This is a genomic window from Pseudomonas sp. IPO3778 (assembly GCF_013386825.1).
Taxonomy (GTDB): Bacteria; Pseudomonadota; Gammaproteobacteria; order Pseudomonadales; family Pseudomonadaceae; genus Aquipseudomonas.
Window position 1 is genome coordinate 495 of sequence record NZ_JACARC010000041.1, and the last position, 23,133, is coordinate 23,627.

Below are 23,133 nucleotides of genomic sequence, written 5' to 3' on the forward strand. Positions count from 1 at the left end.
CAGCAACGGATATGTACACAACCACCCAAAAAACCAACCCATTGGCCAAACCAGTCAACCAAGTTGAAAGCTTTGACCATTGCCCACCCACCGCTCTAGAGCGACTATTTCACCGGTCTACGTACCCATCCTGAAAATAAAAAAACACACAGGGATTTGAAGCGATGCGTGATTACTCGGCTGCCACCACCCAGTTCAACTACCAACACACCGTCGACACCGCCCTGTCGGGCAACCTGCAGGCCCTGAACGCCTGTGTCGAATGCTGCGACCGCCACGCACTGCCCGGTCGCATCGCACTGTTCTGGGAGGGCAAGGACGGCCGCAGCGCCACGTCCACCTTCACCCAATTGCAGGACCAGGCCGCCCGCTTCGCCAATTTCCTCCTGGCCCAGGGCGTCAAACGCGGTGACAAGGTCGCCGGCCTGCTGCCACGCACCGCCGAGTTACTGGTGGTCGTACTCGCCACCTGGCGCATCGGCGCGGTCTACCAGCCACTGTTCACCGCCTTCGGCCCCAAGGCCATCGAACACCGCCTGAACAGCTCAGGCGCCGCACTGGTGGTGACGGACGCCGTCAACCGCCCCAAACTCAATGAAGTGGCCGACTGCCCAACCATCGTCACCGTCGCCGGCCCCAACGGCGAAGGCATCGTGCGAGGCGATTTCAGCTTCTGGGCCGAGTTGCCCCACTGTTCCAACGTCTGCGAACCCGTATTACTGGGCGCCGAAGACCCCTTCCTGCTGATGTTCACCTCGGGCACCACCGGCCCGTCGAAATCCCTGGCGGTCCCGCTCAAGGCGATCGTCGCGTTCCAGAGTTATACCCGCGACGCCGTGGACCTGCGCCCCGAAGATGCCTTCTGGAACGTCGCCGATCCGGGCTGGGCCTACGGCATCTATTTCGGCGTCACCGGCCCGTTGTCCATGGGCCACCCGATCACCTTCTACGACGGCCCGTTCACCCTCGAAAGCACCTGCCGGGTCATCAACAAGTACGGGATCACCAACCTCACCGGATCGCCGACGGCCTACCGCCTGTTGATCGCTGGCGGCGAGCAGTTCGCCCAGTCGATCAAGGGCAAGCTGCGCATTGTCAGCAGCGCCGGCGAGCCGTTGAACCCGGAGGTGATCCGCTGGTTCGCCGATAACCTCGGCGTGACTATCCATGACCACTATGGCCAGACCGAACTGGGCATGGTGCTGTGTAATCACCACGGCCTGGAGCACCCGGTGCACGTCGGTTCCGCCGGTTTCGCCTCGCCCGGCCATCGCATCGTGGTGCTGGACGACAACCATCAGGAATTGCCGGCCGGCCACCCGGGCATCCTGGCCATCGACCGTGACCAATCGCCGATGTGCTGGTTCGCCGGCTACGACGGCGTGAAGACCAAAGCCTTCGTCGGCAAGTACTACCTCAGCGGCGACACGGTGGAGTTGAACCCCGACGGCAGCATCAGCTTCGTGGGGCGCAGCGACGATGTGATCACCACCTCCGGCTACCGGGTCGGCCCGTTTGATGTGGAAAGTGCCTTGATCGAGCACCCGGCGGTGGTGGAAGCGGCGGTGGTGGGCAAGCCCTGCCCGGAACGCACCGAGATCGTCAAAGCCTTTGTGGTACTCAGCGAGCAGTACCGCGCCGAGCCGGCCCTGGCCGAAGAGCTACGCCAGCATGTGCGCAAGCGCCTGGCGGCCCACTCGTACCCACGGGAAATCGAATTTGTCAGCGAGCTGCCCAAGACCCCGAGCGGCAAGCTGCAACGCTTTATTTTGCGTAATCAGGAAATTGCCAAGGCCCAGGCGGCCACGGCGTGACCCCTTTTTCAAGGAAACAGTGATGCAGATTGAGAACAAGGTTTTTCTGGTCAGCGGCGGCGCTTCAGGCCTCGGCGCGGCGACGGCCGAGATGCTGGTAGCGGCGGGCGCCAAGGTGATGCTGGTGGACCTGAACGCCGACGCAGTCGCCGCCCAGGCGCAGAAGCTCGGTGATCAGGCCCGCAGCGTGGTCGCGGATATCAGCCAGGAAGCCGCTGCCGAAGCCGCGGTGCAGGCCACGGTGACCGCCTTCGGCGGTTTGCACGGGTTGGTCAACTGCGCCGGTGTGGTGCGGGGCGAGAAAATCCTTGGCAAAAACGGGCCTCATGTACTGGCCAACTTCGCCCAAGTGATCAACGTGAATTTGATCGGCAGCTTCAACCTGCTGCGCCTGGCTGCAGCGGCCATCGCGCAAAGCGAGGCGAATGCCGACGGCGAGCGCGGCGTGATCATCAACACGGCCTCGGTGGCGGCCTTTGACGGTCAGATCGGCCAGGCAGCCTATGCCGCCTCCAAGGGCGCGATTGCCAGCCTGACCCTGCCGGCGGCCCGTGAACTGGCGCGCTACGGGATTCGGGTGATGACGATTGCTCCCGGCATTTTCGAAACACCGATGATGGCCGGCATGACCCCGGAAGTCCGTGAGTCCCTGGCCGCCGGTGTGCCATTTCCGCCGCGCCTGGGCAAGCCGGGCGAGTACGCCGCGCTGGTGCGGCATATCATTGAAAACAGCATGCTCAACGGCGAGGTGATCCGTCTCGACGGTGCCTTGCGCATGGCGGCCAAATAAGGAGATTTTTCATGACTGATCCAATCGTTATTGTCAGCGCGGTACGCACGCCCATGGGCGGCTTTCAGGGCGACCTCAAGGGCCTGACCGCTCCACAGCTGGGCGCTGCGGCAATACGCGCCGCCGTCGAGCGGGCCGGTATCGCCACCGATGCCGTGGATGAAGTGCTGTTCGGTTGCGTGCTGCCCGCCGGCCTCGGCCAGGCCCCGGCGCGCCAGGCTGCACTGGGTGCGGGCCTGGACAAATCGACTCGCTGCACCACCCTCAACAAGATGTGCGGCTCGGGCATGGAAGCCACCATCCTGGCCCATGACTCGCTGCTGGCGGGCAGTGTGGACGTGGTCATCGCCGGTGGCATGGAGAGCATGTCCAACGCGCCGTACCTGCTGGACCGTGCCCGCAGCGGTTACCGCATGGGCCACGGCCGGGTGCTCGACCATATGTTCCTCGACGGCCTCGAAGACGCCTACGACAAGGGCCGCCTGATGGGCACTTTTGCCGAGGACTGCGCCGAACACAACGGGTTTTCCCGTGAGGCCCAGGACGCGTTCGCCATTGCCTCCCTGACCCGCGCGCAGCAGGCGATCACTGACGGTAACTTCATCGCCGAAATCGTCCCGGTGCAGGTCACCGTGGGCAAGGAACAGAAAACCATCACCCACGACGAACAGCCGCCCAAAGCCAAGCTGGACAAGATCGCCACCTTGAAACCGGCCTTCCGCGAAGGCGGCACGGTGACGGCCGCCAACTCCAGCTCGATTTCCGATGGTGCGGCGGCGCTGCTGCTGATGCGTGAGTCCGAAGCGCAAAAGCGTGGGCTCAAGCCGTTGGCGGTGATCCATGGCCACGCGGCCTTTGCCGACGAGCCAGGCCTGTTCCCGGTCGCGCCGGTGGGGGCGATCCGCAAACTGATGACCAAGACCGGCTGGAACCTCGACGACGTCGACCTGTTTGAAATCAACGAAGCCTTCGCGGTGGTCAGCCTGGTGACCATGAGCAAGCTGGAGATTCCCCACCGCAAGGTCAATATCCACGGCGGCGCCTGTGCCCTGGGCCATCCGATCGGTGCGTCCGGCGCACGGATCCTGGTGACCCTGCTCTCGGCGCTGCGCCAGAAAGGCCTCAAACGCGGCGTTGCAGCGATCTGCATCGGCGGCGGTGAAGCCACGGCCATGGCCGTTGAATGCCTGTACTAAGGAACACCTATGCTCCCCAATGACGAACAACTGCAGATCAGCGAAGCCGCCCGGCAATTTGCCCAGGAACGGCTCAAGCCCTTCGCCGCCGAGTGGGACCGTGAGCATCGCTTTCCCAAGGAGGCCATCGGCGAAATGGCCGAGCTGGGCTTTTTCGGCATGCTGGTTCCGGAACAATGGGGCGGGTGCGACACCGGTTACCTGGCCTACGCCATGGCCCTGGAAGAAATCGCCGCCGGCGACGGCGCCTGCTCGACCATCATGAGCGTGCACAACTCGGTGGGCTGTGTGCCGATCCTTAAGTTCGGCAACGATCAACAGCGAGAACGGTTCCTCAAGCCCCTGGCCAGCGGCGCAATGCTTGGCGCGTTTGCCTTGACCGAGCCCCAGGCCGGCTCTGACGCCAGCGGCCTGAAAACCCGGGCCCGGCTGGAAGGCGATCACTACGTGTTGAATGGCTGCAAGCAGTTCATCACCTCCGGGCAAAACGCCGGGATCGTGATTGTGTTTGCGGTCACCGATCCGGCCGCCGGCAAGCGGGGCATCAGCTCGTTTATCGTGCCCACCGACTCGCCGGGCTACAGCGTGGCGCGGGTCGAGGACAAGCTCGGCCAGCACGCCTCGGACACCTGCCAGATCCTGTTTGAGGACCTGAAAGTGCCGGTGGCCAACCGTTTGGGCGAGGAGGGCGAAGGCTACCGGATTGCCCTGGCCAACCTCGAAGGCGGCCGCGTCGGCATTGCCTCCCAGGCGGTGGGCATGGCCCGGGCCGCGTTTGAAGCGGCGCGGGATTACGCCCGCGAGCGCGAGAGCTTTGGCAAACCGATCATTGAGCACCAGGCCGTGGCGTTTCGCCTGGCAGACATGGCCACGCAAATCGCCGTCGCCCGGCAGATGGTGCATTACGCTGCCGCCCTGCGGGACAGCGGCAAGCCGGCGCTGGTGGAAGCGTCCATGGCCAAGCTGTTTGCCTCGGAAATGGCCGAAAAGGTCTGTTCGGCGGCCTTGCAAACCCTCGGCGGTTACGGTTACCTGAGCGACTTTCCCCTGGAGCGGATCTACCGCGATGTGCGGGTCTGCCAGATTTACGAAGGCACCAGCGATATTCAACGCATGGTCATTTCACGCAATCTCTGAGGAGCATCTATGAGTTACGAAACCATTTTGCTGGACGTGCAGGGCCGTGTGGGGCTGATCACCCTCAATCGCCCGCAAGCGCTGAACGCCTTGAACGCCCAGTTGGTCAGCGAAGTGAACCAGGCGCTGGACAGCCTGGAAGCCAACCCGGAAATCGGCTGCATCGTGCTCACCGGCTCGAAAAAAGCCTTTGCTGCCGGTGCCGACATCAAGGAAATGGCCGAGCTGACCTACCCGCAGATCTACCTCGACGACCTGTTCAGCGACAGCGACCGCGTGGCCAACCGCCGCAAGCCGATCATCGCGGCCGTTAACGGTTTTGCCCTGGGCGGCGGGTGTGAACTGGCCTTGATGTGCGACTTCATCCTGGCCGGTGACACTGCCAAGTTTGGCCAGCCGGAAATCAACCTCGGCGTGCTGCCGGGCATGGGCGGCACCCAGCGCCTGACCCGCGCCGTGGGCAAGGCCAAGGCCATGGAAATGTGCCTGACCGGGCGGTTTATCGACGCGGTGGAAGCGGAGCGTTGCGGGATTGTCGCGCGGATTGTGCCGGCGGATGAGTTGCTGGATGAAGCGCTGAAAGTCGCGACCTTGATCGCCAGCAAATCGGTGCCCATCAGCATGATGGTCAAGGAAAGCGTCAACCGCGCGTTTGAAGTGAGCCTGTCGGAAGGCGTGCGCTTTGAGCGCCGGGTGTTCCATGCGGCATTTGCCACACTGGATCAGAAGGAAGGCATGGCGGCGTTTGTGGCCAAGCGTGCGCCGGAGTTCAAGGACAAGTAAACGCTGTCCTGAATACGCTGAAAATCAAACATGTGGGAGCGGGCTTGCTCGCGAAGGCGGAGTGTCAGCCAATACATGTGCTAACTGAAACACCGCTTTCGCGAGCAAGCCCGCTCCCACACAAGCCCGCTTCCACACGGGTTCCGCAGTGTGCCTCTTATAGCTGATAGTGCTTCAGCTCCCGGGCAATCACCATCCGCTGAATCTCGCTGGTGCCCTCGTAAATCTGGGTAATCCGCGCATCCCGGTAGTAACGCTCCACCGGGTAATCCTCCAGATAGCCATACCCCCCATGAATCTGCATCGCCGAGGAGCAGACCTTCTCAGCCATTTCCGAGGCGAACAGCTTGGCCTGGGAGGCTTCCGACAGGCAGGGTTTGCCCGCCGTGCGCAATCGGGCGGCGTGCAGGATCAGCAGCCGCGCGGCGTTCAGGCGGGTTTGCATGTCGGCCAGCAGGTTGGCCACGCTCTGGTGCTCAATGATCGCCTTGTCGAACTGCACCCGGTCACGGGCATAGGCCAGCGCCGCTTCAAACGCGGCACGAGCGATGCCCAGAGCCTGGGCGGCAATCCCGATGCGCCCGCCTTCCAGGTTCGACAGGGCAATGGCCAGGCCTTTGCCGCGTTCCCCCAGCAGGTTGGCTTCGGGCACCGTGCATTGGTTGAGGGTAACGGCGCAGGTGTCCGAGGCGCGAATGCCCATCTTGTGTTCGGTACGGTCCACCACGAAGCCCGGGGTGTTGGTGGGCACCAGGAACGCCGAGATGCCTTTCTTGCCCAGGTCCGGGTCGGTCACCGCAAACACGATCGCCAGCTTGGCGCGCTTGCCGTTGCTGACAAACTGCTTGGCGCCGTTGATCACCCACTGGCCGTCCCGCAGTTCGGCCCGGGTGCGCAGGTTGTGGGCTTCGGAACCGGCCTGGGGTTCGGTCAGGCAGAAGCAGCCGATGGCCTGGCCGCTGGCCAGTTCAGCCAGCCAGGTTTCCTTTTGTGCTTGTGAGCCGTAGTTGAGGATTGGCCCGCAACCCACTGAATTATGGATACTCATCAGCGCTCCAGTGGCGCCGTCACCGGCAGAAATCTCTTCCACCGCCAGGGCATAGGCCACGTAGTCGACGTAGGTACCGCCCCATTCTTCGGGCACGACCATACCCAGCAACCCCAGCTCGCCCATCTTGGCCACCAGGGCATCGTCGATCCAGCCGGCTTTCTCCCAAGCCTGGGCGTTGGGCGCGATTTCGCCTCGGGCGAAGTCCCGGGCCATGTCGCGAATCATCACTTGTTCTTCAGTAAATTCAATATCTTGCATGGCTTAGTTCCCGTTCTTGTCGAAGTCGCGGAAGAAGCTCTCGACATGACCAGCCTCCAACGCCTGGAGGGTCGGAGGGTTCCAGCGAGGGGTTTTGTCCTTGTCGATCAGCAGGGCGCGCACGCCTTCGATCAGGTCGCCGCGGGTGAACCACTGGCGGTCCAGGTGCAACTCCAGGGCGAAGCACTGCTCCAGTGGCAGGTGGCGACCGCGGCGCAGCATCTGCAGGGTCACGGCCATGGCCAGGGGTGAGCGGGTTTGCATCACGCTGGCGGTGGTGAGTGCCCAGTCATGGCTGTCGGCAACGGTGACCTGCTGCAATTGCTCGACGATGCTCGGCACGTCCGGCAGGGCAAAGAAGTGGTCGATGGCCGGGCGCAGCGCTGCCAGTGGCGCGTCGGGTAATTGCTGCACCGCGAGGCGGGCCAGCAGGCCTTGCAGGTCCTTGAGCGGCGAGTCGTTCCATTGCAGGCGGTCGAGTTGATGGTCAAGGTCGGCCAGCCTGGCACTGTCGAGGTACCAGTCGGCGAGCCCGCAATACAAGGCGTCGGCGGCGCGAATCTGCACGCCGGTCACGCCGAGGTAGATCCCCAGTTCCCCGGGAATGCGCGGCAGGAAATAGCTGCCGCCCACGTCAGGGAAGTACCCGATGGCCACTTCCGGCATCGCCAGGCGGCTGCGTTCGGTGACTACCCGCAGGTCGGCGCCTTGCACCAGGCCCATGCCGCCGCCGAGGACAAAGCCGTCCATCAGCGCCAGTACTGGTTTGCGGTAGTTGTGAATGGCCAGGTCGAGGGCGTATTCCTCGACGAAGAAGTCTTCGTGAAGGGTGTCGCCGTGCTTGAAGCTGTCGTACAGCGAACGAATGTCGCCCCCGGCGCAGAAGGCTTTTTCACCGGCACCACGCACTACAACGGCGTGCACCGTGGGGTCGTCTGCCCAGGCCTGCAAATGCCGGCTGAGGCTGCGGACCATGTCCAGGGTAATGGCATTCAGGCCGGCGGGGCGATTGAGGGTCAGGTGGCCTATGTGGTTGCGTACTTCAGCCAGGACCTCATGGTGCAGAATCCCGGCGCTGCTTGCCTCGGTTGAAACCTGAGCAGTCATCTCTAACTCCCTGCTTTTATTATTCTTTATCAAGATGTTCGTGGGCGAACGCTCTCGTGATCGTACCAGTGCAAATTTGCCCAGTACAAGTCGGAATCATGCAGGTCGTTTTTGCATTTTTACCCTGGGGGCGCCGCCGGCGCTAACGCTGGAACACGGCCCCGATGGTGCGTCGCCGGGCGTAGCGTTCGCTGGCCTGGATCAGTTCTTCCAGTTCTTGCTGGGTGACGTCAAGGAACTGCTCGCGCTCGGCCAGCGCCTGCTTGAGGTCTTCGGCGCTGATACCGGGGTTTTCGATGGCGGTTGGCATAAAACTCGGCGTGGCAGGTTCGCGGGCGCCCTTGGGATAACGCGTCCGTGTGGCGTTGTTGTAGGCCAGCGCACACGCGAGCAAGGCGGCCGCTCCGAGCATGACGGCACCGATTTCCTGCCAACCCAGGGCGATCGAGGCGGGATCGGCCAGCACCAGGCTCATGGCCAGCCCGCCCGCCGGTGGGTGCAGGCAGCGCAGCCAGCAGATCAGGATGACCGTCATCCCGGCCGCCAGGCACGCGCTGCCCAGGGTGCGTCCCAGCACCCGGGCCACCAACAGTGCAACGACCCCGGCGCACAGGTAGCTGCCCATGATCGACCAGGGCTGGGCCAGGGCGCCGGAAGACACGGCAAACAGCAGCACCGCCGATGCCCCCAGCGGGCCGATCAGGTGCAAGGCCGCCTCCATGCCAAACACTTGGGCACACACCCAGACACTGAACAGTGTGCCCAGGGCCATGCCGATGGCGGCACGGCTCCATTCAGCGGGGCGGGTATTGATGGCAGCAGGTAACCAGCGAGCGAGCATTGACAGACAGTCCATGAAAAACGGGCGAAAAAAAAGGCTTGTCTGGTTTCCCGGAAAAGCCCTTCAAAAAGTTCCTGCATTTGGGGGAGGAACCTGCGCAGTGTGCCCATCGGCGAAAGTTGCCGCCAATGCATATTAATGCAGGTCAAGTGCAGTTTTTTTGCAGTTAGGCCGCCTTAGCCAAAAGGAATCAGCCGGGTCAGTGCGGGCAGCGGGGCGCTGACCTTGCCCAGCACCCGATCATTGGTTTCCTCGTTAATCAGCAGGTTCTGCACGTTTTCCCGTAATGACGGGTCGTTGGCCAGCGGCCCTTTGAGCACCACCAGTGCATCACGCAGCTCCATCAAACGATCCAGCTTGGGCACCGGGACATAGCCCACATTGACCTGTGACGGCGTGGCCGGGTGAGTGGAGGATAAACCTGTCGCAGAAGAGGGGGCGGACAATCGTTGGTCGGACACGGAGCATTCCTCTAGAGTAAATAAACGGCAGGATTAAGTGCTGTTTAAACTTGTTTATTATTATTGCGGCTCTTTCTATAACGGGGCGTACAACGGTGCGTTCGAATTTTTTAAAAATACCCGCAAAGCCCTAGGTCAAGCCTTTGGCGCTAATGAAATAGTGGGGAGGTAGTAATTAATTAACTCACTTGGAACGCGAGTCTACAGTCGGGGACTTTGAGCGGGAAGGGGAGTTGCATCGGTGGTTACGGATAGATGCGTAGGATTTTTCTCTGCGCTTACAGTCTGAGAAGTTGCGCAAATTATTGGATAAAGAAGATTCTTACATACACTGTGGTTTGGAACTACGGACGCTGCTGAGAGGGGATAAGCGGGTTGCCCGCTTATCCCATTCTCAGGGCTCAAGGCTGCGCTGTTTTGATCAAATGCAGCAGCACATAGGGGGTTTTGTCGAACTCCCCGGTCAGTACCGGCACCAGCGAGCGAAACCGTGGGTCGGTCAAGCCTTCATAGTCCGCCTGGCTCATGATCAGCCAGGCAGGTGCCTGGATGGGCGCCAGTTCGGCGGGCAGCTGCGTAAACAGCGGCACCCGGTCGCAATCGAGGTTGACCATGAACTTGATGGCTTTTGCGTCCTTGCCCAGTGCGTGCAGCACCAGCGGCGCCGGTTGTTGCTGGGTCAGTGCGTGGGCCTGGAGGGTAAAGGTGCGTGTGTCATACAGACGGCGCTCCAGCGGTTCCACCATCACGATATACACCAGCCACACCGCCAATACGGCGGCGAAAGCCGGGCCGAAGTAGCGCAGGCGCCGGTTGAACAGTAGCCCGAGGGTCAGCGTCTGGAGGGCGATCAGGATCCCGAACACCGGATTGAGGCTGCCGATCTGGTCGGGGAAGCGATGACGCGCCACGAACAAACCGGCGATCAACAGGCCCGGAATGACTGCCCAAAGCACCAGCATCAGCCCGCGCAGCCCGGCGAACAGCTTGCCCCGGGATACCTGGAACGGGTACGCGGCGATGATTGCCGCCATGGGCAGCATCGGCAGCACATAACGGGCCTTTTTCGCCTGGGGCACCGATAAGCCGATCATCACGATCAAGCCCGCGGCGAGGCAGTACAGCACCAGTTTCAGCGCTGGGCCTTTGTCGTCGCGGCTCCCGGCAACGATGGCAATCAGCGCCAGTATTGCCAGCGGATACGCTGGGGCGTAGTTGCCGAGGGAGCTGCTGAAGTAATACACCACGCTGCTGGAGCCTTCCGTGCCGTCCATGCGGCCGAGGAACTGCATGCGGATCACGTCCTGCATGAACGCTTCGCCGCCACTGAGCTTGGCCAGCAGCAACAGCAGCCCGACACACGCGGCCAGCAACGCCAGTGCCAGCAGGCCAAAACTGAACAACTGCCGCCATTGGCGATTGATCAGGTAGTAGCTGCACAGCATGCCGGTAGGAATCACCAGGCCGATTGGCCCACGGATCGCGAACCCCAGGATCAGCAGCAGAAACAGCCAGTGCAGGCGTTTGCCGGCACCGAAGTGGTCATGGGCATACCCCAGGTAAAACACCGCCAGGGCCACGGCCGCCAGCATCTGGTCGAGGGACACCGCGCGGGTTTCGCTGATGAAAGTGCTGCTGAGCAGCATCACGGCGATGCTCAGCAGCGCCCAGCGCCGGGAGTAGGGCGCCGTCAGGCGGTAGATCAGCACCACGATCAGCGCCGAAGCGATGGCCGTGGGTAACCACGCCGTAAAGCTGCTGACGTGCCCCAGGGGCAACGACAGCAACCAGGTCAGCAGCGTCGAGGTCGCCAGGTAATCGGCATACGGTTGCCCGTACGTCGTCGGGAAGAACCCTGGCCCATGGCGCAGCATCTCCTGGGCGAACAGCACGAAGCGCGAATCAAAGCCGATGATTGCCTGGTTCCAGTTGCCTGCGATGAACAGGACGAGCGCCAGGAGCCCCAGCACCCATGAGTGTCGGCGGATCGTCGGGCTGAGCAAGGGCGGATGAGCTTTGTCCACGTCTTAGGCTTCCTCGGCCTGAGGTACCCAGTTTTGCTGGGGGATCGGCAAGTTGCAGGAGTCGCCGCGGCCCATCGGGAAGTACTGGATGCCTTTGCGCGCCAGGCGTTCGCCGTCGTACAGGTTGCGGCCGTCGAAGATCACCGGGGTTTTCAGGCGCTGCTGGATCAGGTCGAAGTCCGGCGCCTTGAACTGCTGCCATTCGGTGCAGATGATCAAGGCGTCGGAACCGCTCAAGGTGGATTCCGGGGTGCCCATCAGCATCAGGCGCGGGTCATCGCCGTAGATGCGTTGGGTTTCCTGCATGGCTTCCGGGTCAAACGCGCGCACATTGGCGCCGGCGGCCCACAGGGCTTCCATCAGCACCCGGCTGGGTGCGTCGCGCATGTCGTCGGTGTTCGGTTTGAACGCCAGGCCCCACAAGGCGAAGGTCTTGCCCTTGAGGTCGCCCTTGAAGAAGGCATTGGCGCGTTCGAACAGCTTGCTCTTCTGGCGCTGGTTGATGGCTTCCACGGCTTCCAGCAGGTCGCTGGAGCAGTTGGCGGCCTTGGCGCTGTGGATCAGGGCGCGCATGTCCTTGGGGAAGCACGAGCCGCCATAGCCGCAGCCCGGGTAGATAAAGTGATAACCAATGCGCGAGTCGGCGCCAATGCCCAGGCGCACGGCTTCGATGTCGGCCCCCAGGTGCTCGGCCAGCTCGGCGATTTGGTTGATAAAGCTGATCTTGGTGGCCAGCATGCAGTTGGCGGCGTACTTGGTCAGTTCGGCGCTGCGCAGGTCCATGAAGATGATGCGGTCGTGGTTGCGGTTGAAGGGCGCGTACAGCTCACGCATCACGTCACGCACTTCTTCACGCTCGCAGCCGATCACGATACGGTCCGGGCGGCGGCAGTCGGCAACGGCCGAGCCTTCCTTGAGGAATTCCGGGTTGGAGACGATATCGAAATCCAGATGGCGGCCGGCCAGGTGCAGGGCTTTTTCCATGTGGGCGCGCAAGGTGTCGCCCGTGCCCACGGGCACGGTGGATTTTTCCACCAGGATCACCGGGTGTACCCGGTGGCGCGCCACGGCATCGCCTACCGACAGCACGTATTTCAGGTCGGCCGAGCCGTCCTCATCCGAAGGCGTACCCACGGCGATGAACAAGACTTCGCCGTGTTCGACCGCGAGTTTTTCGTCATAGGTAAACGTCAGGCGGCCGCCTTCGAGGTTTTCCTTGACCATCGCCGCCAGGCCCGGCTCGAAAATGCTCACGTGGCCCTGTTGCAGCAACTTGACCTTGTTCTCGTCTACGTCCATGCAGATGACATCGTGACCGACTTCGGCCAATACGGTGGCCTGCACCAGACCGACGTAACCACTACCAAATACACTGATTTTCATGGGGCATTCCTGGGACTTGTAGTGCTAGCACGACGAGAGTTGATAGTCAGGACTCCGAGGATGACCAAGGCCACTCCCGCAGTTTTTGAAAGTGAAAAATGTTCGTTGAACACCGGCAGGCTGGCGGCCAGCAGGTACACCAGCGCGTAGCTGATGCTGAGCAGCGAGTAGGCGCGCCCCAGCGGCAGGTCTTTCAGCGCACCAAGCCAGCAGAGCATCGACAGGGCGTAGGCGATGATCGCCAGGATCACCACGCCCAGTGCACCGAAGTCGATGGCGCCCGTGTTGAGCGCTGTCAGCCATTCGGTGGGCAACGGCAGGCGCGTCATGCTCCAGCGCATGCCCAACTGGGCGCCGCTCACCAGGGCAACGCTGCCCAGGGCCAGGGCAAAACCGCGAGCGCGACTCATACCTGTCGCCCCAGCAGCACCACACCGGCAATCACCAGCAACACGCCGAACCAGTGGCGCCCGTCGATGTGTTCGTGGAACACAAAACGCGCCACCAGGGTGACCAATACAAAGTTAAGGCTGAGCATCGGGTAGGCAATCCCGACTTCCAGGCGTTGCAGCACCAGCAGCCACACCAGCAAACCCAGGCCCAGGCACACCAGCGCCGACCACAGCCACGGCGAGCGCAGCTTCAGGGCCCAGCCGTCGGGCTGGTCGCGCCAGCCTTCTACGGCAAACTTCTGGGAGACCTGGCCCATACAGGTCAGCAGGCACGCGCCTAACAACAGCAGCAGTGTGGTCATGGCGCACTCTGCGGGAAAATCAGAATCACGATATTGCCTTGCTCGTAGCGCTTGCCGTCTTTGGGCAGCAGCTCCACTTCCTGGCGCTCGTCGTCACCCTTGACCCGCATCACTACACCCACCGAGCCCTGTTTGCGCGCGTCGGTCATCCATTGCTGGACATGGGCGGCATCGATCTTGCGGTAAGCGGTGTCGGGGAAGGCGATGCCGTATTTCACTTCGCCAACGGTGTTGTACAGCATCACTTCGGGACGCTGCAGGCGCCACGACAACGCCGAGGCGGCTCCCAGGTCGTTGCTCAGCAACGCGGTGGTGGGCTGCAGTTCCTGCAGGTGATCGATGATGAATTGGTCGGGGGTCTTGTTATAAACCACCGAGTGCGGCAACGCGGCCGGCACCAGCGCCACCAGCAACCAGCTGCCGATCACCGGCGCGGCCCACAGGTGCAGCGGGCGGGCGGCTTGCAGCAGGTTGGCGATGATCCAGCCGAACAGGAAGATGAACACCAGCACCAGGCTCAGGGTTTCCTGGCCGTGCTCGTACACCGGCTTCTTCAACTGGAACCAGGTCAGGGCCAGTAGCCCCAGCACACCGATGATCAGGTTCAGCCAGCCGTTGATGCGCAATACGCGGCCACGGGCCTGGGCCAGTTTGTCGGCCAGTGTATGGCCCATCAGCAACGCCAGGGGCAGCAGGCACGGCATGATGTAAGACGGCAGCTTGCCCTTGGCCAGGCTGAAGAACGCCAGCGGCATCAGCAGCCACAGCAGCAGGAAGGCTATTTTGGCACTGCGTTTTTCCAGCCACGCCTGTTTCACGGTGGACGGCAGCAACGCCATCCACGGCAGGCTGAACGCTACCAGCAACGGCAGGTAGTACCAGAACGGCTCGGCGTGTTGTGCATCGTCGCCGGCAAAGCGCTGGATGTGCTCGTGCCAGAAGAAGAAGTTCCAGTAATCCGGTTCCTGGGCATGCACCATCAGGGCCCACGGCAGGCTCACGACAATTGCTACCACCACGGCCACCAGGCCATAAGTGAGCAGTTCACGAAAGCGTTTTTGCCAGACCATGTAGGGCAGGGCGATCAACACCGGCAGTAGCCAGGCCAGGAAACCCTTGGTCATGAAGCCCATGCCGCAGGCGAACCCGAGCAAGGCCCAGGCACCCAGGCGGCCCCGGGGGGTGGTGCTGTCGACGCAGAACCACAGCGCCGCGCCGGTCAGGTTGACCCAGAAGGTGAACTGCGGGTCGAGGTTGGCATAGCCCGCCAGGAACGCCACGCTGACAAAACTCATGTACAGCACGGCGCTGACCAGGCTCTTGCGCGGGTCGTTCCACAACCGCCGGGCCACGCAGTACACCAGCAGGATGCTCAGGCCGGTGCTCAGGGCCGAGGCGAAACGCACCCCGAACAGGTTCTGGCCAAAGATCGCCTGGCCCAGCGCGATCATCCAGTACCCGGCCGCCGGTTTTTCGAAGTAGCGAATCCCCATGAAGTGCGGCGAGGCCCATTTGCCGGTCAGCAGCATTTCCTGGCTGATCTGCGCATAGCGGGTTTCGTCGGGAATCCACAGCCCGTGGGTGGTCAACGGGATCAGGTAGAACACCCCGAAAGCCAACAGGAGCAGGGGCAGGGCCCAGCGCCGGATCATGCCTTTTGCACTCCGAGCCAGCCTTCACGGCCGCTCAGTACACCGCGCACCAGTTGTTGCTGGGGCAGGGTGGCCAGGTCGGCGGGCAACAGGTCGCCCAACGGTTTGAACTGAATGCCGCGCTGCCCTGCCTGGGCGAGCAACTGGCGAAAATCATTGGCCATCAGAATCCCTTCTACTTCTGCGTGGATCGTATAAACGTTGAGCTTCGACGGCTTGAAGCGGTCGAGGATGAACGTGTTGAAATCTTTGGCGGCCACCACCGGGCCCACGACTTCGTCGAAGGTCGGCATGTCCACCGGAATTTGTGGCGTACCGGCACTGCCGTCCGCCAGGGTGGGCCGGAACAGACTGGTACCACGGCAATCGCTGTTGTAACGGAAGTTGAACGGTTGCTTGGCTTGCACCACGCGCTCATCGGCACGCCAGCCGGCGGCGGCTGAACAGTCGATGCGCTCACCGAGGATGTCGCTCAAGGTGTCGACGCCACGGCGAATCTGCTCCACCAGCTGTTTGTCGCTCCAGCGTCCGGTGTTGGCCTGCCAGCCATGGTGATCCCAGGCGTGCAGGCCCACTTCGTGCCCAGCGGCCTTGGCCTGGCGCATCAGGTGCCCCAGGTCGCGGCCGATGGGTTTGCCCGGCCACGCGGTGCCGGCCAGCAAAATGTCCCAGCCGTACAAACCGGCAGCATTGGAGCGCAGCATCTTCCACAGGAATTGCGGACGGATCAGGCGCCACAAGTGGCGCCCCATGTTGTCCGGCCCGACGCTGAAGAAAAAGGTCGCCTTGACCCCGGCTTCATCCAGCGACTCCAACAACCTTGGCACCCCTTCACGGGTGCCTCGGTAGGTGTCGACGTCGATGCGTAGACCTGCCTGCATCAGCATGCTTTTTCGGTAGAGTGATCCGCGATTTCGAGCATGGCCTCGCGCAAGAAGAAATCCAGCGTGTTGCCGATGGTTTCGCTCATCTCAACGGTAGGCTCCCAGTTCAGCAGGCGCTTGGCGTTCTGGATGCTTGGCTTGCGGTGTGCCACGTCCTGGTAACCGGTGCCGTAGAACGCCTTGCTTTCCACGTCGCGGAAACCGGCGAACGGAGGGAAGTTGGCGCGCAGCGGGTGAGCTTCGAACTGACGCAGCAGTTCTTCGCCCAGCTGACGGATGCTGGCTTCGTTTTCCGGGTTGCCGATGTTGATGATCTGACCGTTGCAGTTATCGTTGTCGTTATCAATGATGCGGGCCAGGGCTTCGATGCCGTCGGCGATGTCAGTGAAGCAACGCTTCTGCTCGCCACCGTCGAACAGACGGATCGGCGTGCCTTCCACCAGGTTCAGGATCAGCTGGGTGATGGCGCGGGAGCTGCCGATACGGGCCGAGTCCAGGCGGTCGAGGCGCGGGCCCATCCAGTTGAATGGACGGAACAGGGTGAACTTCAGGCCTTTGTCGCCGTAAGCCCAGATCACGCGGTCCAGCAGTTGCTTGGAGACCGAGTAGATCCAGCGCTGCTTGTTGACCGGGCCCACCACCAGGTTGGAGGTGTCTTCGTCGAAGTACTGGTCCTGGCACATGCCATACACTTCGGAGGTCGACGGGAAGATCACGCGCTTGTTGTACTTCACGCAGTAGCGAACCAGCTTCAGGTTCTCTTCGAAGTCCAGCTCAAAGACGCGCAGCGGGTTGCGGGTGTATTCGATCGGGGTGGCGATGGCCACCAGCGGCAGGACCACGTCGCACTTCTTGATGTGGTACTCGATCCACTCGGAGTGAATGCTGATGTCGCCTTCCACGTAGTGGAAGTTCGGGTGGCTGCGCAGGCGCTCGATGGCATCGGAGCCGATGTCCAGGCCGTAGATTTCGTAACGGTCGTCACGCAACAGGCGCTCGGACAGGTGGTTACCGATAAAGCCGTTCACACCCAGGATCAATACGCGGGTACGGCGTGGCTTGCGGCCGGACTCGGCGCCGCGCAGCACGGAACCGTCCACCAGGCCCAGTTCATCCGCCAGGGACGGGCCGGCCAGGTACAGGCCGTTTTCGTTGCGCTGGCCGAACTTGACCACCAGGGAATCTTCACCGCAAGCGATGCGCAGCGGGTTGACGCTGATCACGCGGCCGGGTGCCAGGCCTTCGTTGCCTTTGACGACTTCAGCGCTCCAGACAATCAGCTTGTGCTCGCCCACGGCGCAGAACGCGCCCGGGTATGGCTGGGTGACAGCGCGCACCAGGTTGAACAGGTCTTCAGCCGGCTTTTTCCAGTCCAGCTTGCCGTCCGCTGCGGTGCGACGACCGAAGTAGGTGGCTTTGCTTTCGTCCTGGGCGCTTTCTGCCAGCTTGCCTTGGGCCAGTTGCGGCAGGGCGTCGCGCAGCAGGTTGGTGGCCGCGTCACGCAGTTTTGCGTGCAGGGTCAGGCCGGTGTCGGTGCGGTCGATCACGACTTTCTGCTGGGCCAGGATCGCGCCGGCATCGGCACGCTTGACCATGCGGTGCAGGGTCACGCCGGTTTCGGTTTCGCCGTTGACCAGCACCCAGTTGGCCGGTGCGCGGCCACGGTATTGCGGCAGCAGGGAGCCGTGCAGGTTGAACGCGCCTTTTTTGGCGGTGGCCAGCAAGGCTTCGCTCAGCAGGTTGCGGTAGTAGAACGAGAAGATGTAGTCCGGGTTCAGCTTGGCGATGCGCTCGATCCACAGCGGGTGGTTGGCGTCTTCCGGAGCGTGCACCGGGATGCCGTTGCGGGCGCACAGTTGGGCGACGGAACCGTAGAAATTGTTTTCCTTGGGATCATCGGCATGGGTGAACACGGCAGCAATTTCGTAACCCGCATTGAGCAGGGCTTCGATGCCTGCACAGCCAATATCGTGGTAAGCGAAGACAACAGCTTTTGAATTCATGAAGAAACCTGATCGGAAGGAGAAGTAGAGGTGTGGGAGGACGTCAGGCCATCGACCGTAAAGGTCTCGGCCGGTGCGGCGGGTTGGTTGCGCAGCACTTTTTCAATAAAGAACCGTGGGCGGGCCCGCACATCACTGTACATGCGGCCCAGGTATTCACCCAGGAGGCCCATGCCGATGAACTGGCCACCGGTGAACACGAACAGCACGGCGAACAGCACGAACATGCCGTCACCGGCCCAGCCTGAACCGAAGGCCAGGCGCAGCACGATCAATGCGACCGCAAACAGCATGCCCAGCGCCGCCAGGCTGAAGCCGACGATGCTCAACAGGCGCAATGGCGTGGTGGTCATGCAGGTCAGCAGGTCGAACATCAGGCTGATCAGGCGCATCGGGCTGTACTTGGATTCGCCGTGTTCACGCTCGGCGTGATGCACCAGGATCTCCGTGGTGTGACGCGCGAAGCTGTTGGCCAGGATCGGGATAAAGGTGCTGCGCTCGCGGCAGGCCAGCATGGCGTCGACGATGGTGCGGCGATAAGCGCGCAGCATGCAGCCGTAGTCGCTCATGGCCACGCCGGTGGAGCGTTGCACTGCGAGGTTGATCAGGCGCGACGGCCAGCGGCGGAAGGCCGAGTCCTGGCGATTGTTGCGCACGGTGGCAACCACGTCGTAGCCCAGGGCGGCCTGCTCGACCAGGCGCGGGATTTCTTCCGGCGGGTTCTGCAGGTCGGCGTCCAGGGTGATCACGACGTCGCCGCGGCAGTGCTCGAAGCCGGCCATGATCGCCGCGTGCTGGCCGTAGTTGCGGTTGAGGATCACCGCGACCACGTTGCTGCCTTCGAGGGCGGCGGCGTCTTCCAGCAGTTGGGCAGAATTGTCGCGACTGCCGTCATCCACCAGGACGATTTCGTATTCATAAGCCAGCTGTTTGCAGGCGGCCATGGTGCGACGCAGCAACTCGGGAAGGCTTTCTTGTTCGTTGTAGACCGGGATAACGATCGACACGCAATGAATTGGGTAGGGTTTCAAAGATTCATTACCTCGGGGGTTAGAGCAACTTGGAGCGTAAAGACAGCAGTTATCAATAGCCTGGGATGACGGGCATCCGATCAAGGATAGTGTTGATTTATGGCATTCATTCGACAGTCCTGACAGGTAGCAGTGGGTCTTCCATGGCTTACGTGAGTAAAGACCAAAACGCTCAAAGGTAAAGCGGAATCAACGAGTTAACCTGCAAAGTGCGGTTCGTTCTCAAGTCGTGCCGCCAAGATTAAGCGCAAAAATGTATAACGAATATGAAACGCAGATGAAAAAGTCGTTTTTTTGGCAGGTAGACAGCTAGGGTTCAGGTAAACAACAGGAAGACGGACAACGCCGTCTTTGCTCGGGGTGGAAGGGGAGTAGCCTTTTCCCACACGCTAGTTCATTCCTGACGAATATTCTCGGCATTGCCGCGCAAGTGCCGGTAAAGTAAGCCATCTCTTGCCAGGGCAGTCGGATGAATAGCGTGCAGCGTTTACGGCCAATGTTGATGGTGTTGTTGATGACGGTGGCGTGGGCCACGATGGTACGGGCCGAGGACGGTGTGGCATTGACAGCCATTGACCAGTTGCCCGATGGCGTAGAAGTGCGGGGCAAGCAGGTCGGCGCCTACACCTGGAGTGACAAGCAGGGCAAAAACCTGCTGGTGCTTGCCGAGCAAGTCAGCGAGCGCGATGACGACGGCACACAGTCGGCCTTTGTCTATGCCGCCCAGTACCTGATCGATGGCGACCGGCTCAAGCGGCTGTGGATGCTCTACGACGATGTGCAGCATTGCCAGTTCGATGCCGGCGCGCACTTCAATAGGGACGCCACCCAGGTCACCGACCTGCTGGGGGATGGCATCAGCCAGGTCACGGTGGGCTATGGCCGCACCTGCACCAGTGATGTCAGCCCCAATGACTTCAAGCTGATCATGCACATCGGCAAGTCGCAGAAGTACCGCCTGCGCGGCATCGACCGCTATGGCGCCAGTTGGTGGGATGAAGACGCCGGCGCCCTGCAGGGCATGCCGTTGCCCAAGGATTGCAGCGTGGCGGCGCAGCAGGCGCTGGTGAGCCAGTTCAAGGAGCAGGGCACTGAATTGCCGCTTCCTGGCTGTTATGGCGACGAGGAAGACTTTGCCAAGGCCCCCAAACCCTACCTGGACTTCATGCGCCAGCACTGGTTTGCCTTGATGCAAAAGCAGGACACCGACTGGAGCCAGCAACAGACGCCGGCCCCGGCAGAAGACGATCAGGAATAGCCCCGCGGATTGGCCTGCGCTAGACTCGGCGCTCGCCAATTCACTAAATAGGTCGATTAAACAATTGGTTAGTCGATCTATTTAATCCAAAGGCTGATCTACCTTGACTGAGTCTACCCGCAACCCGCTGACCCTCTACCTCACCCGCCTGGCACCTTCCAGCCAACTGACCATGCGCTACGTGCTGCAGGACGCCGCCGACCGCCTGGGCTTTGAAGACATCAACCTCGAAGACATCGACTGGCACCTGCTGCAACCCGAGCAGGTCATGGCCCTGGTGGCCGTGCTGCGTGAGGACGGCTACGCGCCGAATACCTCGTCGCTGTACGTCAATGCAGTGCGCGGGGTGATGAACGAAGCCTGGCGCATGAGCCTGATCACCCAGGATCATCTGTTGAAGATGCGCTCGGTCAAGGCCATGGCGGGCACGCGGTTGAGCCAGGGCCGCAACCTGCGGCGCACGTTGATTCGGGAATTGATGGACGTCTGTGCCGCCGACCCGCGACCACAGGGCCTGAGGGACGCGGCGGTGATCGGGATCCTGTATGGCTCGGGCATGCGCAAGTCGGAGTCAGTGAACATCGAGTTGAGCCAGGTCGACTTCCAAGAGCGCAGCCTGCAGGTCACCGGCAAGGGCAACAAACAACTGATCAAGTACGCGCCGGCCTGGGCGCTGGCCAAGCTGGAGGCGTGGCTGGCGTTTCGTCGCAGCCAGTTGAAAGAGGGCGAGCAGGACGACACCTTCCTGTTCAACCGCATCCGCCGGGGCAGCCATATCACCCGGGAGCGCATCACCAAGCACGCGATTTACTACATCGCCCGCCAGCGGGGGGAACAAGTCGGAGTCAAGATCATGCCCCACGACTTCCGGCGTTCATTCATCACCCGGGTGATTGAAGAGTACGACCTGTCCATCGCCCAGAAACTGGCGCACCACACCAATATCCAGACCACTGCCAACTATGACGTGCGTGACGACAATGAACGGCGCCGGGCGGTGGATCGGTTTGACCTGTAGCCAAGGCGGTGCCTGATCAGCCGTGCTGGCATGCATCACCCAGCCGCATGTAGTCCAGCTCATGCCGCACGCCGTGGCTGTCGATGTACACCATGTGGCCCTTGACCGGGCCGCACTCGGTGGACGATTCGCTGCTGACCCGTACCACCTTGGCGATGTCCAGGTCCTGGGAATAATCGTAGGTCTCGCTGGCAGCTGTTGCCGCGGTGCCCGTAGTGGGCGCCGGTGTTTCGCCTTGGGCGAATGCCAGGGTGCTGAACAGGCCCAGCAGGGCAATAAGCAGGTAACGCATGACAACCTCCCGCGCCACGAAGGCGGCTTGACGATGGTTGGCATTCTACAAAGCATGCTGCGCGAGGCTGAACGGGTTCAGGCCAATAGCATTCATCAGCGAAAACGATAAACCCGCTGCTGGCGTTGGCGGTAGCGGGCATTGGCCACTCGGGGCAGGCGCTCTACCAGACCCTCAGTTTCAGCCGGGGATAGCCAACGGTTATCAGCCGCGGCGCACTTCTCATTACTCGTCCCGCATCAAGTGCAGTACTTTTCATTCGGCAGCCAACCACAGCGTCATAACGGCCAATAGCCGTGGCTGATCCCCCCAATGGAAGAGGTTCTTGCAATGCAAACAACTGGGCCGTACTCGGGGCTTTTTCCTGTTGCTCCCACGCCGTTTACCGACGCCGGTGCGCTGGATTTCGAGGGGCAGGGGCGCGTACTTGATTGCATGATCGACCAGGGCGTCGACGGCATCTGCATCCTGGCCAACTACTCGGAACAGTTTCTGCTCTCGGATGAAGAGCGCCGGCAGTTGACGGAGTTCTGCCTGGAACATGTCCAGGGCCGTGTGCCGGTGATGGTGACTTGCAGCCACTTCAGCACCCAGGTCGCCGGCCAGCGCGCACGTCATGCCGCAGACCACGGCGCGGCCCTGATCATGATGATGCCTCCCTACCACGGCGCCGGCATCAAGCTGGAGCCGCGGCTGATCAGCGAGCATTTCGCACGGGTCGCCGAGGCGTGCCAACTGTCGATCATGATCCAGGACGCGCCACTCAGTGGCGTCACGCTCTCCACCGCGTTTCTGGCTGAAGTGGCACGCACCTTGCCGCTGGTGCGTTACTTCAAGATCGAAGTGCCAGGCACCGCCGCCAAGCTGCGTCACCTGATTGAACTGGGCGGCGCCAACATTGTGGGTCCGTTCAATGGTGAGGAGGCGATAACCCTCATGGCCGATCTGGATGCCGGTGCGCGTGGCGTCATGGCCAGCGCGATGATTCCTGACCTGATTCGGCCGGTGATGGCCGCCCACGCCGAAGGTCGTCGCCAAGACGCCATCCAGGCGTATGAGCGGATCTTGCCGCTGATCAATTACGAGAACCGTCAATGCGGCCTGCGGGCGGCAAAAACGGTGATGAAGGAGGGCGGTGTGATCAAGTCCGACACCGTGCGCCATCCCCTGGAACCCCTGCATCCGCAGACCCGTGCGGGCCTGTTGGAATTGGCCAGTGCGGCCAATCCGATTGCGTTGCAATGGGGCCGGTAACCGGGCGCCCGGCGTCAATCGACGGCGTGAAGGCGGCTGGGATAAGGTGTCTGAAGTCTGTGGGTATTTGTCTAGGGCTCGGGTGAGAACAAGAAAAATGACTGTTTTAGCGAAGGCTGTTTTTTCCACGGTGACATCGGAA

The 23,133-nt window shown here is 61.9% G+C and carries 21 protein-coding genes; 8 read left to right on the plus strand and 13 right to left on the minus strand.

Annotation, left to right across the window (positions count from 1 at the left end; genetic code table 11):
• Positions 1-164 precede the first annotated feature (164 nt).
• From HX855_RS21450 to HX855_RS21470, 5 genes are read left to right on the plus strand one after another with little or no spacing between them, the layout of a single operon-like run.
• Complete coding sequence (locus HX855_RS21450) at positions 165-1,814, plus strand: AMP-binding protein (protein ID WP_177085794.1); 1,650 nt, start codon at positions 165-167, stop codon at positions 1,812-1,814.
• A 22-nt stretch (positions 1,815-1,836) separates the two neighbouring features.
• Positions 1,837-2,604, plus strand: a complete 768-nt coding sequence (locus HX855_RS21455; protein ID WP_177085796.1) for an SDR family NAD(P)-dependent oxidoreductase — start codon at positions 1,837-1,839, stop codon at positions 2,602-2,604.
• An 11-nt stretch (positions 2,605-2,615) separates the two neighbouring features.
• Positions 2,616-3,800 (plus strand): acetyl-CoA C-acyltransferase, encoded by a 1,185-nt coding sequence (locus HX855_RS21460; RefSeq protein ID WP_177085798.1) that lies wholly within the window; start codon positions 2,616-2,618, stop codon positions 3,798-3,800.
• Positions 3,801-3,809: 9 nt separating this feature from the next.
• Positions 3,810-4,937 (plus strand): acyl-CoA dehydrogenase, encoded by a 1,128-nt coding sequence (locus HX855_RS21465; protein WP_177085800.1) that lies wholly within the window; start codon positions 3,810-3,812, stop codon positions 4,935-4,937.
• 9 nt (positions 4,938-4,946) lie between these two features.
• Positions 4,947-5,720 (plus strand): enoyl-CoA hydratase, encoded by a 774-nt coding sequence (locus HX855_RS21470; protein WP_177085802.1) that lies wholly within the window; start codon positions 4,947-4,949, stop codon positions 5,718-5,720.
• 157 nt (positions 5,721-5,877) lie between these two features.
• Here the strand turns inward: HX855_RS21470 and HX855_RS21475 are convergent, their stop codons facing one another.
• From HX855_RS21475 to arnC, 12 genes are all read right to left on the minus strand, one after another.
• Positions 5,878-7,029 (minus strand): acyl-CoA dehydrogenase family protein, encoded by a 1,152-nt coding sequence (locus tag HX855_RS21475; RefSeq protein ID WP_177085804.1) that lies wholly within the window; start codon positions 7,027-7,029, stop codon positions 5,878-5,880.
• Positions 7,030-7,032: 3 nt separating this feature from the next.
• Positions 7,033-8,136: an enoyl-CoA hydratase/isomerase family protein gene (locus HX855_RS21480; protein WP_177085806.1), complete on the minus strand. Its 1,104-nt coding sequence runs from the start codon at positions 8,134-8,136 to the stop codon at positions 7,033-7,035.
• 142 nt (positions 8,137-8,278) lie between these two features.
• Entirely contained in the window at positions 8,279-8,977 is a 699-nt protein-coding gene (locus tag HX855_RS21485) for an HPP family protein (protein ID WP_177085808.1), read from the minus strand.
• Positions 8,978-9,153: 176 nt separating this feature from the next.
• Positions 9,154-9,333 carry a type VI secretion system contractile sheath small subunit gene (locus HX855_RS21490; protein ID WP_256353006.1) on the minus strand — a complete coding sequence of 60 codons (180 nt, stop codon included), beginning with the start codon at positions 9,331-9,333 and terminating at the stop codon, positions 9,154-9,156.
• 506 nt (positions 9,334-9,839) lie between these two features.
• Complete coding sequence (locus HX855_RS21495) at positions 9,840-11,462, minus strand: glycosyltransferase family 39 protein (protein WP_177085810.1); 1,623 nt, start codon at positions 11,460-11,462, stop codon at positions 9,840-9,842.
• Between the two features lie 3 nt (positions 11,463-11,465).
• Positions 11,466-12,845 carry a UDP-glucose/GDP-mannose dehydrogenase family protein gene (locus tag HX855_RS21500; protein WP_177085812.1) on the minus strand — a complete coding sequence of 460 codons (1,380 nt, stop codon included), beginning with the start codon at positions 12,843-12,845 and terminating at the stop codon, positions 11,466-11,468.
• Positions 12,842-13,255, minus strand: a complete 414-nt coding sequence (gene arnF, locus HX855_RS21505; RefSeq protein WP_177085814.1) for a 4-amino-4-deoxy-L-arabinose-phosphoundecaprenol flippase subunit ArnF — start codon at positions 13,253-13,255, stop codon at positions 12,842-12,844. Before arnF ends, HX855_RS21500 begins: the two co-directional genes overlap by 4 nt.
• Positions 13,252-13,599: a 4-amino-4-deoxy-L-arabinose-phosphoundecaprenol flippase subunit ArnE gene (arnE, locus tag HX855_RS21510; protein ID WP_003217625.1), complete on the minus strand. Its 348-nt coding sequence runs from the start codon at positions 13,597-13,599 to the stop codon at positions 13,252-13,254. Before arnE ends, arnF begins: the two co-directional genes overlap by 4 nt.
• Complete coding sequence (gene arnT / locus HX855_RS21515; protein ID WP_177085816.1) at positions 13,596-15,251, minus strand: lipid IV(A) 4-amino-4-deoxy-L-arabinosyltransferase; 1,656 nt, start codon at positions 15,249-15,251, stop codon at positions 13,596-13,598. The genes arnE and arnT overlap by 4 nt, the downstream gene beginning before the upstream one ends.
• Complete coding sequence (gene arnD / locus HX855_RS21520; RefSeq protein ID WP_177086157.1) at positions 15,248-16,132, minus strand: 4-deoxy-4-formamido-L-arabinose-phosphoundecaprenol deformylase; 885 nt, start codon at positions 16,130-16,132, stop codon at positions 15,248-15,250. The genes arnT and arnD overlap by 4 nt, the downstream gene beginning before the upstream one ends.
• The gene (gene arnA, locus HX855_RS21525) at positions 16,132-18,138 is read right to left on the minus strand and encodes a bifunctional UDP-4-amino-4-deoxy-L-arabinose formyltransferase/UDP-glucuronic acid oxidase ArnA (protein ID WP_177085818.1); all 2,007 of its coding nucleotides are present in this window, start codon (positions 18,136-18,138) and stop codon (positions 16,132-16,134) included. The genes arnD and arnA overlap by 1 nt, the downstream gene beginning before the upstream one ends.
• Positions 18,135-19,169, minus strand: a complete 1,035-nt coding sequence (gene arnC, locus HX855_RS21530; protein WP_177085820.1) for an undecaprenyl-phosphate 4-deoxy-4-formamido-L-arabinose transferase — start codon at positions 19,167-19,169, stop codon at positions 18,135-18,137. The genes arnA and arnC overlap by 4 nt, the downstream gene beginning before the upstream one ends.
• A 469-nt stretch (positions 19,170-19,638) precedes the next feature.
• Here arnC and HX855_RS21535 point away from each other — a divergent pair, with 469 nt between their 5' ends.
• On the plus strand, positions 19,639-20,427 hold the full coding sequence (locus tag HX855_RS21535) for a M949_RS01915 family surface polysaccharide biosynthesis protein (RefSeq protein WP_177085822.1): 789 nt from the start codon (positions 19,639-19,641) through the stop codon (positions 20,425-20,427).
• Positions 20,428-20,530: 103 nt separating this feature from the next.
• Positions 20,531-21,445 (plus strand): tyrosine recombinase XerC, encoded by a 915-nt coding sequence (gene xerC / locus HX855_RS21540; protein WP_177085824.1) that lies wholly within the window; start codon positions 20,531-20,533, stop codon positions 21,443-21,445.
• Positions 21,446-21,461: 16 nt separating this feature from the next.
• Here xerC and HX855_RS21545 read toward each other — a convergent pair whose 3' ends face one another.
• Positions 21,462-21,737 (minus strand): DUF2790 domain-containing protein, encoded by a 276-nt coding sequence (locus HX855_RS21545; protein ID WP_177085826.1) that lies wholly within the window; start codon positions 21,735-21,737, stop codon positions 21,462-21,464.
• A 330-nt stretch (positions 21,738-22,067) separates the two neighbouring features.
• Here HX855_RS21545 and HX855_RS21550 point away from each other — a divergent pair, with 330 nt between their 5' ends.
• The gene (locus HX855_RS21550) at positions 22,068-22,991 is read left to right on the plus strand and encodes a dihydrodipicolinate synthase family protein (protein WP_177085828.1); all 924 of its coding nucleotides are present in this window, start codon (positions 22,068-22,070) and stop codon (positions 22,989-22,991) included.
• Positions 22,992-23,133: the final 142 nt, after the last annotated feature.